11 protein-coding genes are annotated in these 17182 nt (G+C 45.3%); 6 read left to right on the top strand and 5 right to left on the bottom strand.

Annotated elements, in window-relative coordinates; all coding sequences use genetic code 11:
- The first annotated feature begins 45 nt into the window (after positions 1-45).
- A complete protein-coding gene (locus JF50_RS21200; protein ID WP_039611365.1) occupies positions 46-3366 on the top strand; it encodes an amidohydrolase family protein in 3321 nt (1106 codons plus the stop codon).
- Positions 3367-3717: 351 nt separating this feature from the next.
- Positions 3718-7026, top strand: a complete 3309-nt coding sequence (locus tag JF50_RS21195) for a methyl-accepting chemotaxis protein (protein ID WP_039611364.1) — start codon at positions 3718-3720, stop codon at positions 7024-7026.
- Positions 7027-7057: 31 nt separating this feature from the next.
- Here the strand turns inward: JF50_RS21195 and JF50_RS21190 are convergent, their stop codons facing one another.
- Entirely contained in the window at positions 7058-7828 is a 771-nt protein-coding gene (locus JF50_RS21190; RefSeq protein WP_039611363.1) for a nitrilase-related carbon-nitrogen hydrolase, read from the bottom strand.
- On the bottom strand, positions 7816-8955 hold the full coding sequence (locus JF50_RS21185) for a methionine aminotransferase (protein WP_039611362.1): 1140 nt from the start codon (positions 8953-8955) through the stop codon (positions 7816-7818). The genes JF50_RS21190 and JF50_RS21185 overlap by 13 nt, the downstream gene beginning before the upstream one ends.
- Positions 8956-9051: 96 nt before the next feature.
- Here JF50_RS21185 and JF50_RS21180 point away from each other — a divergent pair, with 96 nt between their 5' ends.
- The 3 genes from JF50_RS21180 to JF50_RS21170 are packed head-to-tail and all read left to right on the top strand — an operon-like array spanning position 9052 to position 10891.
- Positions 9052-9669, top strand: a complete 618-nt coding sequence (locus JF50_RS21180; RefSeq protein WP_039611361.1) for a methylthioribulose 1-phosphate dehydratase — start codon at positions 9052-9054, stop codon at positions 9667-9669.
- The gene (gene mtnC / locus JF50_RS21175; RefSeq protein ID WP_039611360.1) at positions 9666-10334 is read left to right on the top strand and encodes an acireductone synthase; all 669 of its coding nucleotides are present in this window, start codon (positions 9666-9668) and stop codon (positions 10332-10334) included. The genes JF50_RS21180 and mtnC overlap by 4 nt, the downstream gene beginning before the upstream one ends.
- Positions 10335-10348: 14 nt before the next feature.
- Positions 10349-10891, top strand: a complete 543-nt coding sequence (locus JF50_RS21170; protein WP_039611359.1) for a 1,2-dihydroxy-3-keto-5-methylthiopentene dioxygenase — start codon at positions 10349-10351, stop codon at positions 10889-10891.
- A 66-nt stretch (positions 10892-10957) separates the two neighbouring features.
- On the opposite strand, the gene JF50_RS21165 is transcribed toward JF50_RS21170, so the two are convergent.
- Entirely contained in the window at positions 10958-12940 is a 1983-nt protein-coding gene (locus JF50_RS21165) for an alpha/beta hydrolase family protein (RefSeq protein WP_152614624.1), read from the bottom strand.
- A 73-nt stretch (positions 12941-13013) separates the two neighbouring features.
- A complete protein-coding gene (mtnA, locus tag JF50_RS21160) occupies positions 13014-14021 on the bottom strand; it encodes an S-methyl-5-thioribose-1-phosphate isomerase (protein ID WP_039611358.1) in 1008 nt (335 codons plus the stop codon).
- Between the two features lie 124 nt (positions 14022-14145).
- On the opposite strand from mtnA, the gene mtnK reads away from it, so the two are divergent.
- The gene (gene mtnK, locus JF50_RS21155; RefSeq protein WP_039611357.1) at positions 14146-15351 is read left to right on the top strand and encodes an S-methyl-5-thioribose kinase; all 1206 of its coding nucleotides are present in this window, start codon (positions 14146-14148) and stop codon (positions 15349-15351) included.
- Positions 15352-15389: 38 nt separating this feature from the next.
- Here the strand turns inward: mtnK and JF50_RS21150 are convergent, their stop codons facing one another.
- Positions 15390-17156: a DUF885 domain-containing protein gene (locus tag JF50_RS21150; RefSeq protein ID WP_039611356.1), complete on the bottom strand. Its 1767-nt coding sequence runs from the start codon at positions 17154-17156 to the stop codon at positions 15390-15392.
- Between the last annotated feature and the right edge of the window lie 26 nt (positions 17157-17182).

Raw genomic sequence — 17182 nt, 5'->3', positions numbered from 1 at the left:
TCAGCGATAGACTGAGACTTGGCTTAAAGCATATAGGAATACACCATGGCACTATTTAAATCGCCGATTGCAATTGCAATCGGGGCCGCTTTGATCGGATTAAGTACACCAGCACTCGCCTCCTCTGGTGCGCAGGAAACCACTGCAAAATGGGATGTACTCGCCCCGCCTGGCGACAAGCAAACAATCACCATAGATACCAATGAAACAACGTGGAGTAATGTCGATGTCAGCCCAGATGGTCAGCACGTTATTTTTGATATGCTGGGTGATATCTATGTGATGCCAATCTCTGGTGGTAAAGCGACTGCAATTACCGCTGACCGCGCTTGGAACTTCCAGCCGAAGTTCTCACCTGACGGTAAACACATCGCATTTATTTCCGATCGCGCGGGGGCAGAAAACCTGTGGGTTATGGATGTCAACGGCGATAACATGCGTCAAGTATCTGATGAATCACACAACCTCATTCATAATCCATCATGGTCACCTGATGGGCAGTATATCGCTGTAAAGCAAGGCCAAGTCACAGGTCGTACGATTCCTGGTGGTTCTATACGCATGTACCACATTTCGGGTGGTAAAGGGGTATTAGTACGTGAAAGATTGCACGGCGCAAAGTCACAAAAGAACATCGCAGAGCCTGCATTCTCTACCGACGGTAAAAAGATCTATTATTCAGTCGATGCCACAGCCGGTGTACGCTGGCAATACAATAAAAACGCATTAACATCGGTCTTTGAGATCCGCTCTTGGGATTTGGCAACCGGTGAAGAGGAAACGGTGATCCGTGGTGCAGGTGGTGCTATCCGCCCAACACCAAGTCCTGATGGTCAGTCAATTGCATTCGTAAAACGCGAAGACAACGGCGAGAAAATGATCAGCGCACTATACGTTAAAGACCTGAAATCAGGTATTGAAACGCAAATCTTCACAGGTCTTGATCGCGACTTACAAGAAGCCAATGGCGCGCAGGGTAATACACCTGCATTTGCTTACACGCCAGATGGCAAAGCCTTAGTATTTTGGTCAGGTGGTGTATTCCACAAAGTAGACATTGCAACAAAGCAGTCGCAGGTCATTCCAACACGCATAGTGGCTGAAAAAGAGATCACACCGGCACTTAAATTTGCAGTAGACGTTGCCCCTGATAACTTCAAAGTAAAACTGGCACGCTGGTCACAAATTTCACCGGATGGTGAGACGGCACTATTCCAAGCGCTGGGCCATTTATACATCAAAGACATTGAGTCTGGAAAAGTACGCCGTGTTACTACGCAAAACGACCACTTTGAATTTTACCCTAGCTACTCTCGCGATGGTAAATACATTGTATACACCACGTATGACGATCAAGAATTAGGGAGTGTGCGTATCGTCTCTGCAAAAGGCGGTAAAGGTCGCATCATTACACAAAACCCAGGTCATTATATATCACCTAGCTTCTCGCCAAATGGCAAAAAAGTACTATTCAAAAAAGTGACTGGTGGTTACCTTCTGAGCGGTGACTGGTCAATGCACCCAGGTATCTACCTCGTTGATGCCAAAGGTGGCGAAGCCAAACGCATCGTTAAAAGTGGTGATAATCCGCACTTTGGCGCCAACCCTGAGCGAATCTATTTCTCCGTTGCTAGCAGTGAAACCAGTAGAGAGCTAAAAAGTGTCGATTTGAATGGCCATGAAGAACGCAGTCACTTCAAAGGCGAATTCATCTTTGATTATAAAGTCTCACCCGATGGCAACTATGTTGCATTTATCGAGCACTTCAACACCTTTGTTGCTCCATTCACCAGCACAGGTAAAACACTGTCTATCAATAAAGGCGGTAAAGCCTTCCCGGTAAAACAGGTATCTAAGTATTCAGGCGATTTCTTAAATTGGAAAGCAGACAGTAGTGCATTAACTTGGGCATTTGGTCCAAACCTGTATCAACGAAAACTCACAGACACTTTCTCATTTGTTGACAATGCATCTGACAACCTAGATGAATTAACCGCTGAAGGCATTGACCTGAGCTTCGAGCAACCGGCAGATAAACCAAAAGGCTTGCTGGCACTGGTTGGTGGTAAAGTGGTGACTATGCGTGATGCAGAGAACCAACAAGAAATCATCGAAGATGGTGTGGTACTGATTGAAGATAACCGCATTGTCGCCGTGGGCACGCGCAGTGATGTCACCATCCCTAGTGCAGCAAAAGTAATGGATATTAAAGGGAAAACTGTGATCCCTGGCTTAGTCGATGCCCATGCACACGGCAGCTACGGTAGCCATAACTTGCAACCTGAGCAAAACTGGAACCAGTTCTCCAACGTCAGCTTTGGTGTCACGACCATTCATGATCCATCAAATAACTCTAACGAAGTATTCTCGATGGCAGAGCTTCAACGTGCAGGTTTGACTGTGGCGCCGCGTATATACTCTGTAGGTCGTATCTTATATGCTGGTGAAGCACCTGGTTACAAGACACCAATCAATAATTTGGAAGATGCACAATTCCACGTTAAGCGTTTGAAAGACGCCGGTGCAATCTCGGTGAAAAGTTATAACCACCCTCGTCGTGATACTCGCCAGCAAGTACTAGAAGCCGCGAAGCAAATGGAAATCATGGTGGTGCCTGAAGGTGGCTCAAAGTTCCAGCAAAACATGAACATGATCATTGATGGTCACACAGGCCTTGAACATGCCTTGCCAATTCCAAATATCTACTCAGATGTTACGCAAATGTGGAGCCAAACTGACGCGGGCTTTACGCCGACTTTCAATGTGGCATATGGTGGTATTAAAGGCGAAGACTACTTCTACAACACCACCAATGTATGGGAAAATGAGCGCTTAATGAGCTTCGTTCCGGAATATGTTGTTAAACCAATGTCTATCCGTCGTGAAAAAGCACCAGAGCATCACTATAACCATATCAATGCTGCAAAATCAGCTAAACAGCTACGTGATAAAGGTGTCACAGTACATATTGGTGCACACGGTCAACGTGAAGGTTTGGGCGCACATTGGGAACTATGGTCAATGGCACAAGGCGGATTTACACCGTGGGAAGCCCTGCGCAGTGGTACGATTGACGGCGCAAGATACCTTGCAATGGACCACGATATTGGCACGATTGAAAAAGGTAAACTTGCCGACCTCGTTATCATTGACGGAGATGTACTGAATGACATCCGCGAGTCTGAAAAGGTGACCTACACAATCCTGAATGGCCGTGTTTATGACGCAGCGACTATGAATGAAATCGGTATTCAAAAACGTGATCGTCAGCCATTCTTCTTTGAAAACGGTAACAAGACACCAATGCACCCAGATACGGAAGCGTATATGGAAGAAAAGGCACATAAGTATCACTGGAAGCACTAACCACAGTGACGTATTTTCTTAACAAGAGGCAGCAATAGCTGCTTCTTTTTTGTCTGAAAGAATGATCATCAAAAATTCATCAAACTTATTTTTACACCTCCCCCTCATGTTATCGCAATACATCGGTGCCAGCGAAGCCCACCACCATTTAATCACTATTTGTGCAGATTAGAGAAACATTCACGCCTAGATCTTATCGAGATGTGATCTACACTAAGCTTAAATCTGTACGATTATTAGCCACACATTATGTAGGGTTTTACCCGGTTTGGCTCGATAATCTGACAACAGAATAAGGTAGCAAACAGCATCAAACTGATGCCAAAAATACAAGGATCGGAGGGCCACATCATGTCTCGAATACACCAATTCCTAAAATCGCTCGACCTGGCTAAAAAGCTCATGGCCGCCTTTTTACTTGTCGCCCTCATCCCCGCCACAGTCATTATTACTTTTTCACTTATTCAAGCTTCCAATACCATCAGTGAGCAGGTTTATGCGCAGCTCGGTGCCGTAGGCAATGTCAAAAAGCGCGCCATTGAACGTCACTTTAAAACCGTCGAAGATAAACTGCATGCTTTAGCAATCAACCCCTATTTAATAACAGCAACACAAGACTTACTCGATGGCTTTGACGAAACGCAAGCGGCCCAATCCATTCCAAATAATCTACAACAGTTTTATCAAGACGCCTTTTTACCTCGCTTTGAACAGCAAACAAATAGCACGGTCGCGCTCAATTCATTGGTCGATTCGCTCTCTGGTCAGGGCATGACTTTACAGGCACGCTATTTAGCAGATAATCCACATCCCATCGGTGAGAAAGATGCATTGAATGCCACTGGGCACCTCGATGCCTATGACCTTGCACACCAACGCCACCATGAATTTTTCCGCGAGCTCACCGACGTTTACCAACTTTATGATATTTTTATCGTCGATAATTACAGCGGTAATATTGTGTACTCAGTATTTAAAGAAGTCGACTTCGCCACTTCTTTAAATACCGGTCCATATGCCAATAGCAGTATCGCCGACGTATTTAATCGTGCCTTAATCGAACAAGACCAAATGCTGTTCGCAGACTATGAGCCATACTTACCCTCATATAATGCGCCTGCAAGCTTTGTGGCTATGCCATTGGATTTTGATGGTATTTCTCAAGCAACCTTAATTTTTCAGCTCTCTATTGACGCACTGAATGACATCATGAGTGAACGCCATGGACTGGGGCAAAGTGGTGAAACCTACCTCGTTGGCCCGGATGGATTAATGCGCTCAGATTCATACCTCGACCCTATTAATCATTCAGTACAGGCCTCTTTTGAAAACCCTGCTAAGGGCACCATTGCCACAGAATCTTACAAGCTGGCTATGCAAGGCCTGCAAGGGCAAAAAGTCGTCACCGACTACAACGGTAACCCCGTGTTATCTGCCTATAGTGATTTACAGGTGTTTGATGTCAGATGGGCACTGCTGGCTGAAATCGATGAAGCAGAAGCATTCGCGCCCGTTGCGTCTCTGCGCCAAACCATGGCAATCGTCATGCTCATCAGCATCGTTGTGATTTTATTTACCGCACTATGGTTTGCCAGAAGTTTATCTCGGCCCGTACATAATCTCGTCAACACCATGCGAGCAGTACAAACTCGCGGGGACTTTTCGCTACGTGCCGACATCAGTTCTCGTGATGAAATCGGACAAAGTGCACAGGCCTTCAATTCCTTGCTCGATGCACTGCAACTGTCTATTTCTGAAGCCAATCGAGTACTTAATCAAATGGCCAAAGGTAAGTTTAGCGATCGAATAAGTGCGCCGTGTAATGGCGAGCTCAAAGAGCTAAAAAACGCCACAAATGAATGCTCTACTAGTTTGCAAACGGCTTTAACAGAAATCAATCTCGTGATGCAAACCATGGCCAAAGGGCAATTTACTCAACAGATCACTGCCCCGTTGAGTGGAGATTTAGACGTTTTAAAAAACAATATCAATCATTCCGTCACTTCCATTGACGAGACCATGAACGACATTATCAATGTGATGAGTTGTGTAGAACAAGGGGAATTTAAACAACAGGTCACAGTCGAAGCCAATGGCAATCTGGCGCGCTTGAAAGACAGTGTGAACAATTCCATACTCGCGTTAAGTGGTGCCATTGATGAATTGAGCTCTACGATGAGTGCCATCAGCGGTGGCGATTTTTCTAAACGTATTACACATCCCTTGTCAGGCCAATTAGCGCAACTTAAGAGAGACACCAATTTGAGTATGGATAACCTCGAAGCCATCTTGCAAGACATTGGCAACACCATGGCCGCGGTCAGTGAAGGCGACTTTAAACATCCAATTGCAACCCCAGCCCACGGTCAACTTGGACAGCTGAAAACCAATGTAAACCTGTCTATCGCCAGCTTAGACCAAGCCATCAGTGAGATTTCATCGGTGATGATGGCCATAAGCCATGGGCGCTTTGATCGCACCATTAATACACCGCTAAAAGGTCAATTGGCCACTTTACAACACGACATCAATCATACTGTCAATAACTTAAATCAGGTTATCGAAGAGCTTGCCAGCGTCATGGCGGCCATGAGCGAAGGTGAGTTTTCTCATAAGATCGAGTCCACATTACAAGGTCAGTTGCAGCAACTGAAAGAAGACGTCAATGGCTCTATCGATACCATCTCAGGCGCGATCCATGCTGTCACACATAGTCTCGGCGCCATTGCTAGGGGCGACCTATGTACCTTAGTGGAAGGTGAATACGACGGTGTTTTTGCCACCTTGCAACAAGACGTCAATACCACCACCACCAAACTCACACACGTCATTGAAAGCATTCAAAGTGCAGCCAGCTTGGTTGCACATAGTACCGAAGAAATCGCCGCCAGCAATGCTGAGATCAGCCGCCGAACCGAAGAGCAAGCAGCTAATCTAGAAGAAGCCAATGCAAGCACTGGCCATATTCTTGAAGAGCTAACACAAGTAGCGATGCAATCGGACACCGCGGTTGAGAAGTCACATAATGCACAAAACATTGCGAAAGAAGGCGGCACATTGTCGCAAGACACCGTGTATGCAATCGGTGAGGTCAATGCAGCCAGTAAAGACATTAATGAAATTGTATCGGTGATTGATGAACTGGCATTTCAAACTAATCTACTGGCCTTAAATGCCGCGGTAGAGGCTGCCCGCGCAGGCGAAAACGGCCGAGGTTTCGCGGTGGTCGCTAATGAAGTACGAGAGCTGGCGGGGCGCAGTGCCGCTTCTGCCAAACAAATTAAAGACATCATCGCCAACAGCAACGATAAAGTACAACAAGGCACCACCCTCGCCAATAGCTCTGGAGAAAAACTCGGACACATTGTACAAGCGGTGGCAGACGTGAATGAAAATATCATCAGCATTAACCGCTCTACATTGACACAAAAACAAGCCATTGAAGAAGTCGATGTGGTGGTGCAGAGACTCACTGATTTAATTCAAGAAAACTCTGCCATCACCGAAGAGACCATGGCCGCGGCAAAACGTATGGCGACTCAGGCGATGGAAATGAAAAACTTACTGGGCTATTTTACATTGCCCAATACTGACAACAGCCAGTCGACAGAGATCGCCGCGCCGCAACAGGCACTCTTAGTACATCAATACAACGTCTAACACTATACGGAGCAGCATTTGCTGCTCCCATTTATACACTCAGTTCAAAGCCATCCGCATCTAAATAAGCTGGAAATTGGCGCTTAAACTCAGCTAGTTTTGCTTTTTCAAGTATGACGCTGATCACCCCATTCTCGTCGTCACCAACCTGGGTGATCGCTTGCCCTAAATAATCTAAAGCCACGGTACCGCCATTGTGAGCGATCCCTTGACCATCTTGGCCAATACGATTGGTCGCAAGCACAAAACACTGATTTTCAATCGCACGAGCACGTAGCAGCGTATCCCAGGCATAGCGTCTTGCTGATGGCCAGTTAGCGACGTTCACCATCACATCATAATCGTTTTTGCTGCGTTGAAAAACGGGGAAACGCAAGTCATAACACACCTGAGGTAACAGTCTAAAACCATTGATTTCAAATATTTTTCTTTCCTTCCCTTGGCTTACATAATCCCCTTCATTACCCAGGCAAAATAAATGGCGTTTATCATACGTTTGCTCAGTTCCATCAGGCCAAACCCAATAAAAGCGATTGGCTTTTTTACCTTGATGAGGCACCAATACAGAGCCCGCGACCACGCACTGTAAGCGTTTAGCCACCTGTTGTATAAATGCCCTCGCCTTCGCAGCCTGTTCATCAGTTGCCTGTTGCAACGCAAACCCCGTGGCAAAAGTCTCCGGTAGCAATAGCAAATCACAAGGAGGCGCATCAGCAACCAGCGTTTCAATCGTTGCGAAATTCTGCTCTGGCGCTAACCACGCAATGTCATATTGCACTAGGTTAACAGTTAAAGTTGACATAGTTTCTCCGCCGCTGCGATTAAAGTCTCGGTTTCTTTAGCAAAACACAAACGAATAATTTTATCGCCATTCGGTTTATCATAAAACACACTTAACGGGATCGCCGCCACGCCACTTTGCTCAACCAATTGCTGACAAAAAGTCACATCGTCTAGATCCGAAATATCACTGTAATCAAGTAACAAGAAGTAAGTCCCTTCACTTGGCAGGATCTTAAAGCGGCTGGTCGCTAACGCCTCAACCAGTACATCACGCTTTTGTTGATAAAACGCACTCAATTCATCGACATGCTCAGGGACATCACGCAACATGTCTGCCAATGCGAATTGCGCCGGCGTAAAACTCGAAAAATTCACAAACTGGTGGATTTTTCTAAATTCAACAGACAAATGCGCTGGTGCGACACAATAACCCATTTTCCAACCAGTACAGTGGAAGGTTTTTCCAAAACTTGATATCACAAACGCCCGTGCTGCAAGCTCAGAGTCTCGTAGAGCACTCAAATGTGGCGCGTCATCAAAGGTAATATGCTCATACACTTCGTCACTGATAAGGTATATATCATGCTCAATAAGCAGTGCTTTTAATGCATCTAGATCAGCTTGTTTGAGTGTTTTCGCACTGGGGTTATGAGGTGTATTAATGATGATCGCCCGTGTTTTATCCGTCACTGCTGCACGCACTTGTGCCCAATCAATGGCATACTCCGGTGCACGTAATGGTATATGCACAGTGCTCCCCCCCGCTAATTCGACCGCTGGGCGATAGGAGTCATAAGCCGGGTCAAACACAATCACTTCATCACCTTGGCGCACCAGTGACTGAATCGCCACAAACAACGCTTCTGTCGCACCCGCAGTGACTGTGACTTGAGCCGCAGCGTCAATCTCTTGTTGATAGCGACGCGCAACAAGTGCGGCAATCTCTTGCTGTAAGGCAGGTACACCGGGAGATGGCGCATATTGGTTATATCCCGCTAAAGCATGTTCAGCCAACGCATTTTTGAGCTTATTAGGGGTATCAAACTCAGGAAAACCTTGAGAGAGATTAAGTGCACCATGCGCGTTAGCAAGGCCTGTCATGGTAGTGAAGATACTGGTACCGACGTCTGGTAATTTACTTTCCATTTTGTAACTCTTTTGGTTATGGCGTAGGCGATAAAGCGATGCTATCATTGCCAAAGATAGAAGTATAGCCGTCCAAACCTCATAGGATGATCGAATATGCAAACAAAGGCAGCAAAACAAGCACTCATCGACGCAGGCCGCTGGGTTAGCCAGCAAGGCTGGGTGCCCGCAACTGGCGGCAACTTTTCTATGAAGACCGATGATGGCTTTGTCGTCACCGCCAGCGGCTTTGATAAAGGCCACTTAACCCCAGAGCAATTTTTAGAATTGGACCAAGATGGCCAAATCGTGTCTGGCGATGGTAGACCCTCAGCAGAAACTGCTCTGCACCTAAAGTTATATGAGTTACAGCCTCAAGCTGGGTGTATCTTACATACCCATTCAGTCGCCGCCACAGTGCTATCACGCTTCATACGCAGTGACAGTTTTACCGTGACTGGCTATGAAATGCAAAAATCACTTGCAGGTATTCAAAGTCATTTAGAGCCCTTATCCATTGCCATATTTGATAACGATCAGGATATTCCTGCACTGGCTGCACGTGTTGCCAAGCATCATGAAACACACCCTATAACACACGGTGTTTTGATCCGAGGCCATGGCCTTTATGCTCTGGGTAACAGTATCTTTGAAACTCGCCGTCATATTGAAGGGCTAGAGTTTTTGTTCGCCTGTGAATTAGAACGTATCAAGCTTGAAGGAGCAGTAAAATGATAAAAGCCATTCTGACTGATATTGAAGGCACAATTACCCGAATTTCATTCGTTAAAGAAATCCTTTTTCCCTATGCCGCTAAGCACTTGGCTGGTTTTGTCAAGAATTCACAGGATGAGCCGCAAGTGCGTGCTCAGCTTGATGCGGTCAGGGCAGAAATCGCGCAGCCAGATGCCAGTTTAGACACGGTGATAGACACCTTACTTGGCTGGATTGAAGCAGATAAAAAAATTACCCCTCTTAAACAGCTACAAGGGTTGGTCTGGCAAGATGGCTATCAACAAAAAGACTTCACAGGTCATATCTACCCCGATGCCCACGCCTACTTAACTGCGCAACACCAAGCTGGTACTGCACTGTATGTGTATTCTTCTGGCTCGGTCAAGGCACAGCAACTGCTATTTGCACATTCTGATTTTGGTGATATACGCGGGTTATTTAGCGATTATTTTGATACGCGAGTTGGGGCAAAACAGCAACCTGAGTCGTATCACAACATAGTACAAAACCTGCCTTTTGAGGCACATGAAGTTCTATTTTTAAGTGATGTCGTCGCTGAACTCGATGCCGCAAAAGCCGCCGGTTTACAGACTTTGCAGTTGTGGCGCGATGATCAACCCAAAAGCCCCAATCATGCTTTTATCACCAGTTTTGAGCACCTTTAAAACGAGACACCGTCATGAGTTACTTACATATCTACCAAGAAAATCAGCCCAATGAAGCTATTTTTCAAAGCGATGAGGCAGGCAAAATTGCTGAGCAACTTGCTGAAGTTGGCGTACGCTTTGAGCAATGGCAAGCAACACAAGTATTGGCAAAAGAAGCAACAGAAGCAGATATCATTGCCGCTTACCGTCAAGATATCGAACGCTTGAAAGCGCAAGGTGGCTACCAAACCGTTGATGTTGTTGCACTGCAAAAAGGTAACCCTAACGCGCCAGCAATGCGGGAAAAGTTTCTTTTTGAACATACCCACAGTGAGGATGAAGTGCGCTTTTTTGTAGCCGGATATGGCCTCTTCTGTCTGCATATCGCAGATAAGATCTATCAAGTATTCTGTCAGCAAGGCGATTTAATATCTGTACCAGATCACACGCCACATTGGTTTGATATGGGGAGCGATCCTGAGTTTACAGCTATTCGCTTATTCAATAATACAGAAGGCTGGGTTGCCAAAGAAACAGGGTCAAGTATTGCTAAACAATTCCCGATTCTAGACTAGTAACAAACAGTAAAGCGGCGGCATCAACTTCATGTAGATGCCGCGCACTATCAGTTAAATCGCAACTCAATCATGCTCAAGGTGCAAGTGCTTTTCTAAGAAAGTGATCAGCTGATTAAAGTAATCTAAGCGATGTTTTTCTTTGTAAAAGCCATGACCTTCGGTTTCAAATACATAATAACTGACTGGTTTATTTGCTTTTTTGAGTGCATTCACCATCGCCTCAGCCTGTGCGACTGGCGCACGGACATCATCGCCACCATGGATAATTAACACCGGTGCAGTGACTTTCTCCGCATTGAGCGCCGGAGAATATTCGCGCAGCTGCTTCTCATTGTCGCCCAGCACCATTTTCAGATAACTTTGGCCTGTATCAGAACTTGCCACATCGCCTTTTTTAAATAGCTGTGTTAAATCATAAACGCCAACCACACCAATCGCACATTTAAACTTATTCGGTGCAACCACGGTGCTTTGCAGCGCCGAGTAACCACCAAAACTTTCGCCAAAAATACACATGTTGTCAGGATCGACATAACCGGCTGCAACGACATGATCGACACCATCCAAAATATCATATTGAATATTGCGTCCCCACTCCAAGTAACCCAGCTCTGTAAATTTGCGCCCGTAACCACCAGAACCTCTGAAATTCACACGCAATACCGCCATACCACGACTCGCAAAAAGTTGGCTTTGCGTTTCATACTGCCAATAATCACGTACACCATGTGGCCCACCATGTGGCATAACAACAAGCGGCAGGTTTTTTGCCTCTCTATTTGTCGGCAAAGTCAAATACCCATGTACTTTATGGCCATCGCGACTCTGAAATGAAACTGGCTTGGTCTCAGCCATCAACTCTGGATCTATCCAAGCACGTGCAGAAAATAGATAAGACATCTTTTTATTTTTTTGATCAAATAAATAGTAATCTCCAGGATTGCGATCATTGTTTGCAAATACAACATGTTTTGTACCCTCTAATGTTGAGCTCACAATATGCAGTTGATGGCCAGGAATACTTTTAAGTAGCGATTTAATGCTATTGCTCAGCGGTACTTTTTCATCCGTGAACGCATAAGTTGGATAGCCAGGGTCAAGCTCGATAGCAAATAATGCCTTGTTGACAGGGTCAACCCAAATTCTTGTTGGTGAAACATCTTTATCTTGGTAAACCAAGGTCAGTTCTTTTTGCTTAAGCGAAAACTTATACAGCGCATCTGGTTCACCTTGTTTTGAACCAGTCAGATACACAGACTCGCCTTTCTGATCGAGTGCATACAGTGTGATATTTTGTAAAGCGCCCGGTATTTCAAGGGGTTGCCAACCACTGCCCTTTTGATTTTTTTGGTAAATTTCCCCCATCATTTTGCCATTCCAAGTCGCTGCAAAACGAAGATTACCAAGATGATCTGTTAGAAATTGTGCGTTTCTGCCAGGTGCACGCGTCACACGTTTTCGTTTACCCGACTTAACATTAACTCGATAAACTCTTGCCAAAGGTTCTTTGGATGCGGTCCATGGCACCGTATAAATCAACATGTGGCGTTCATCATGCACCAGCGGATCTAAAACATACGATGTACCATATAGTGCCGTCGCTTTTGAAATACGAGAGCCTGTCTGCCCGCCGCCTTGATAGCCAACCAGATATTTACCTGAAGAGCCATCGGCGTTGACACTATAAAGTTCACCGTAGTAATGCGGTTGATCAGTCCACCCTTTGAGGTATTCTTTTTCAACCACAATGCGCTCAGCATTCACCCAGTGGTAATCTCCCACTTGCGCATTACTTTCAAAACGAATAGCGGACAGCATGCTAAAATTCTCTGCCAAGAGCACACCCAACATATTCTTGCCATCAACTTTGGAAATAAAGCTGATATATTTTCCACTTGGGGAGAGCTGAACGTTGGCGTACTCTTCCCCTTTGCTAAAATGTGAAATAGGAATAGGTGCAGAAGCAGGCTTAGTTTGATGAGATCCTGCCAGTAAGCCAAAGCTTAAACTCAATAAGAATACTGCGCAGAGTATTTTCGACAACATTTAAAACTCCATAAATATAAACGCCTAAATATGATATCAATTTAAGCGTTTGATATGGAGTAGATTGAATTAATTAGAGAATATGGAAGTGTGGGGTATGATATACGCCGCTGTCAAAAACCCACCCAGTCACGAGCTTGGCGGGTGTCACATCAAAAGCGGGATTGTACACCTTTGCCTGCGAGGGTGCCCATTGGCATTCACCAAAACTGCCGCTCACGCCTGTCACCTCACGTGCACTGCGCTGCTCAATTTCAATATCTTGCCCGCTGGCACAATTAGGGTCAAAAGTCGTTTTTGGTGCCACCACATAAAATGGTACCTGATGAAAGTGCGCTAAAACCGCTAAATTATAAGTACCCACCTTATTCGCAAAATCGCCATTTGCCGCGACTCTATCGGCACCAACAAATATCTTGTCGACCTTACCCGCAGCCATTAAAGATGCGGCCATGCTGTCACACAACAAAGTATACGGGATCTGCCAGCGCGCCAGCTCATACGCGGTTAAACGCCCACCTTGCAATAAAGGGCGTGTTTCATCAACCCAAACATGAATATCACCATGGCGCTGCATCGCTTGGTAAATCACCCCAAGTGCCGTACCAATGCCTGCTGTGGCCAGCGCACCAGTATTACAATGAGTCAAAATGTTATCACCAGCATCTACCAGTGCAACACCATGCTGAGCAATCCGCGCGCACAAAGCGATATCTTCTTCAAAGAGATGTTCAGCAACACCCACAATATGCGCCACATATTGCACATCATGAACAACCCCTCTCAATCGGTCCATACAATGCTTAAGATTTACCGCTGTGGGTCGCGTAGCTTCTAACTCATCAATGGCCTTACATAACACTTGCTGTGAAGCACCTTGCTCGGCGAGATACGCCACCAACAAAGTCGCCGCTAGGCCAATTAAAGGTGCGCCCCGCACCTGAAGATTATTTATTAGGCTCTGCATCTCACTGACCGTTTGGCATACATGCCAAACCTCTTGATGAGGCAACAGATACTGATCAAGCACCTGCACCTTACCATCTTGATATTTCAAACTTTGCGCGATTAAATCTTTCATTTTGATTAAGGAGTGTACAGTTGTAATTACTGCTCATTCTACATAAAGATCTAAAGATGTATAGACATCTAAACATTTAAAAATATAGAATGCTAAAAGTTACTTTAATTTTTGGTGAATAACCGTGAGCAAATACGTTGCCTTTAATAACGACACAGCCTTAAGTTACGTCCAAGAACTGGGGCAATTCTTTCCAGCAGATGCCGTATTATCTTGCTATGAGTTTGGGGATGGAAACCTCAATTTGGTCTTTCGTATTCAAGATGCGAATGAACAGCGTAGCATCATTTTGAAACAAGCTCTGCCTTATGCTCGCTGTGTAGGGGAAAGTTGGCCACTGACGTTAGACAGAGCCAGAATTGAAGCAAGCGTATTACAAAAACATGGCGCAGTATGTCCAGAGCTGACTGCAAAAGTACTGCATCACAACAGTGAACTTGCAGTGACGATTTTAGAAGATTTGGGTCATATGGCCATTTTGCGGGGAGAACTGAACCAAGGCAATACGTTCAAACACCTTGGCACACATGTGGGCACTTACCTCGCCAACACCAGCTTTTTTCACTCGGATTTTTATTTACCTGCAGCAGATAAAAAATCTTTGGTGCAAGAGTTTACAAATCCTGAGCTATGCGCCATCACAGAAGATTTATTTTTTGATGATCCCTATCGAGATCATGAGCGCAATAATTACCCAGTAGCACTCGAAGAACAAGTGTCTCTGCTGCGTGAAAACAAAACTTTATTAATCAACGTTGCTAAGCTAAAAAGTAAATTCTATTCGTCACCGCAGACCCTGTTACATGGTGACGTCCACACAGGTAGCCTGTTTGTTTCCGCGCAAGAAACCAAGTTTATCGACCCAGAATTCGGCTTTTTCGGCCCCATAGGCTTTGATTTAGGCTCATTTATTGGCAACCTATTACTTAACTACTGCGCTCAAAATGGTCGTATCATCGAAACGCCCAAAAGAAGAGATGTGCACTCTTACTTGTTAAGCACCATCTCTACTTGCTTACAAACATTTGAACAACACTGGTTAACCTTAGCCAAAACGGATACCCGCGATTTAGCATTGCAGGCACCGGGTTATGTAGAGCAATTTTTGCAGGAAGTCTTGCAAGATGCGATGGGGTATTGTGGTACTGAATTGATCCGTCGCACCATCGGATTGGCGCACGTTGCCGATATTGACGGCATTGAAGATGAAGCAAAACGCTTAGCCGTTCAAAAGCAGACACTCTTGCTTGGTGAACAGCTGATTTTAAATTCAAAAAGCTGCCGTTCAACCGATGACTTTTATCAACTCATTATCAGCTTTGCACACTAATATGATAAGGCCGTGCTTGGCGGCCTTATCACTCTATCTTACTGCTGCGCCAATGTTTGTGCTATGTAATGCTTAATCTGCGCCTCGAGCACAAACAAGGGAACAGAACCATTTTTCAGTACTTCACGGTGAAAATCTCGGATCTCAAACTTGTCGCCCAATGCTTCCTCAGCGTCTGCACGCAAGCGCCTAATCGTCAGCTCACCAATTTTGTATGACAATGCTTGGCCTGGCCAAGAAATATACCGATCCGTTTCTGTTCTCACATTGTGTAATGATAACGCCGTATTATCTTGCATAAACTGCATCGCCTGTTCACGACTCCAGCCGAACATGTGCATGCCCGTGTCCACCACTAAACGTGCGGCACGCCACATTTCATAGGTGAGCCGACCAAAATCACTGTATGGGTCTTGATAAAATCCCGCCTCTAAACCCAGATATTCAGCGTATAGCCCCCAACCCTCACCAAATGCAGAGATATATTCATTTCGATACTCAGGTAGATGTATCAACTCATCATTCATTGAGATCTGTAGGTGATGACCTGGTACCCCTTCGTGTAAGGTCAATGCCTCCAAAACATAAAGCGGCCTTTTATCAAGCGCGTACGTATTGACCCAATAATAGCCAGGATCTGTCTCTTTCGATGGCGGTAAGTATCTCCCCGTAGTGTATTTAGGTGCGAGACTATCAGGCACTGGATCTACGCCATAAGGGACTCTAGGCAATGTAGATACATAAAAGAATTGTGGTAACTTAGCGTCCATCTTCTTAGCGATAAATGATGCTTCTTTAAGCAACTCTTCAGGTGTCTTTGCATAAAACTGCGGATCGGTACGTAAAAACTCGACGAACTCAGCAAACGACCCTTCAAAGCCCACCTTTTCAATGATGGTTTCCATCTCACTGCGAATACGCGCCACTTCCTGCAAACCTAACTCATGGATTTGCTTAGGCGTCATATCGGTTGTCGTGAAATGCTTAGCACGGTTGATATAAAATGCTTCACCATTGGGTGTACTCGACCAAGCAATGTCTTGTTTAGCGTTCGGTCGGTATTCATTGACGAAAAAATCTAAGTAACTTTGATAAGCTGGGTTAGCGTAATTGAGTATCGCTTGTTTAGCTTGCTGCTGAAGCTGCTTAAACGCTTCATCTGATATACCCGCCTGATTCGTTTTAAATGGTGCATAAAATGGCGAGCGTTCAACATCATCAATGGCGATATAAGCCTCTATCGATGATTCGAATCCCTGCAGTACCACTTGCGGTTGGGTCAACCCAATTGCCATGCCCTTTCTCATCCAGTCCATCTGCTGCGAAAAATATCGTGGTAACTGCTTAATCTGAGCTATTAATAATTGATAACCAAGCTCGGTAGAAAAGTCATGCTCTCTGATCTTAAAAGACATGCGCGTATGAAAGCCAGACTCAGATAACAGTGGCACATAATGATGTTTGAAGTGATATTTATCGACTTTATCCTGCACCTGTGCGCGCAAAATGGCGAAGTTAATTTGATTCTCAGCAGTTAACTGTGTTGTGTCTATCGCATCAAGCTTATTCAGCAGCGCTAAACGACGCTGATTCTCGCTTGCCAAGCGCTCTGGTGACATATCTGGCAGTAAATAAGGGGCATCTAGTGACTTGATGTGACTGGTGCTAATGTCAGCACGAAAGGCCATCACTTGCTCAGACAACGCCACAAAGGCCTGATCTGGATTGTTCTGGGTCATCTGACAAGCAGACAAACTGAGTGCTAATGCAATTGCACTTAGCGGTTTAAAAATGGCGTTCAACACTGAGGTTCCTTAACTTTCGCTGGGGT

The sequence above is a fragment of the Pseudoalteromonas luteoviolacea genome (assembly GCF_000814765.1).
GTDB lineage: Bacteria > Pseudomonadota > Gammaproteobacteria > Enterobacterales > Alteromonadaceae > Pseudoalteromonas > Pseudoalteromonas luteoviolacea_H.
The sequence above is the reverse complement of the archived record's forward strand: the minus strand, read 5'-3'. Positions and strand labels throughout refer to the sequence as shown.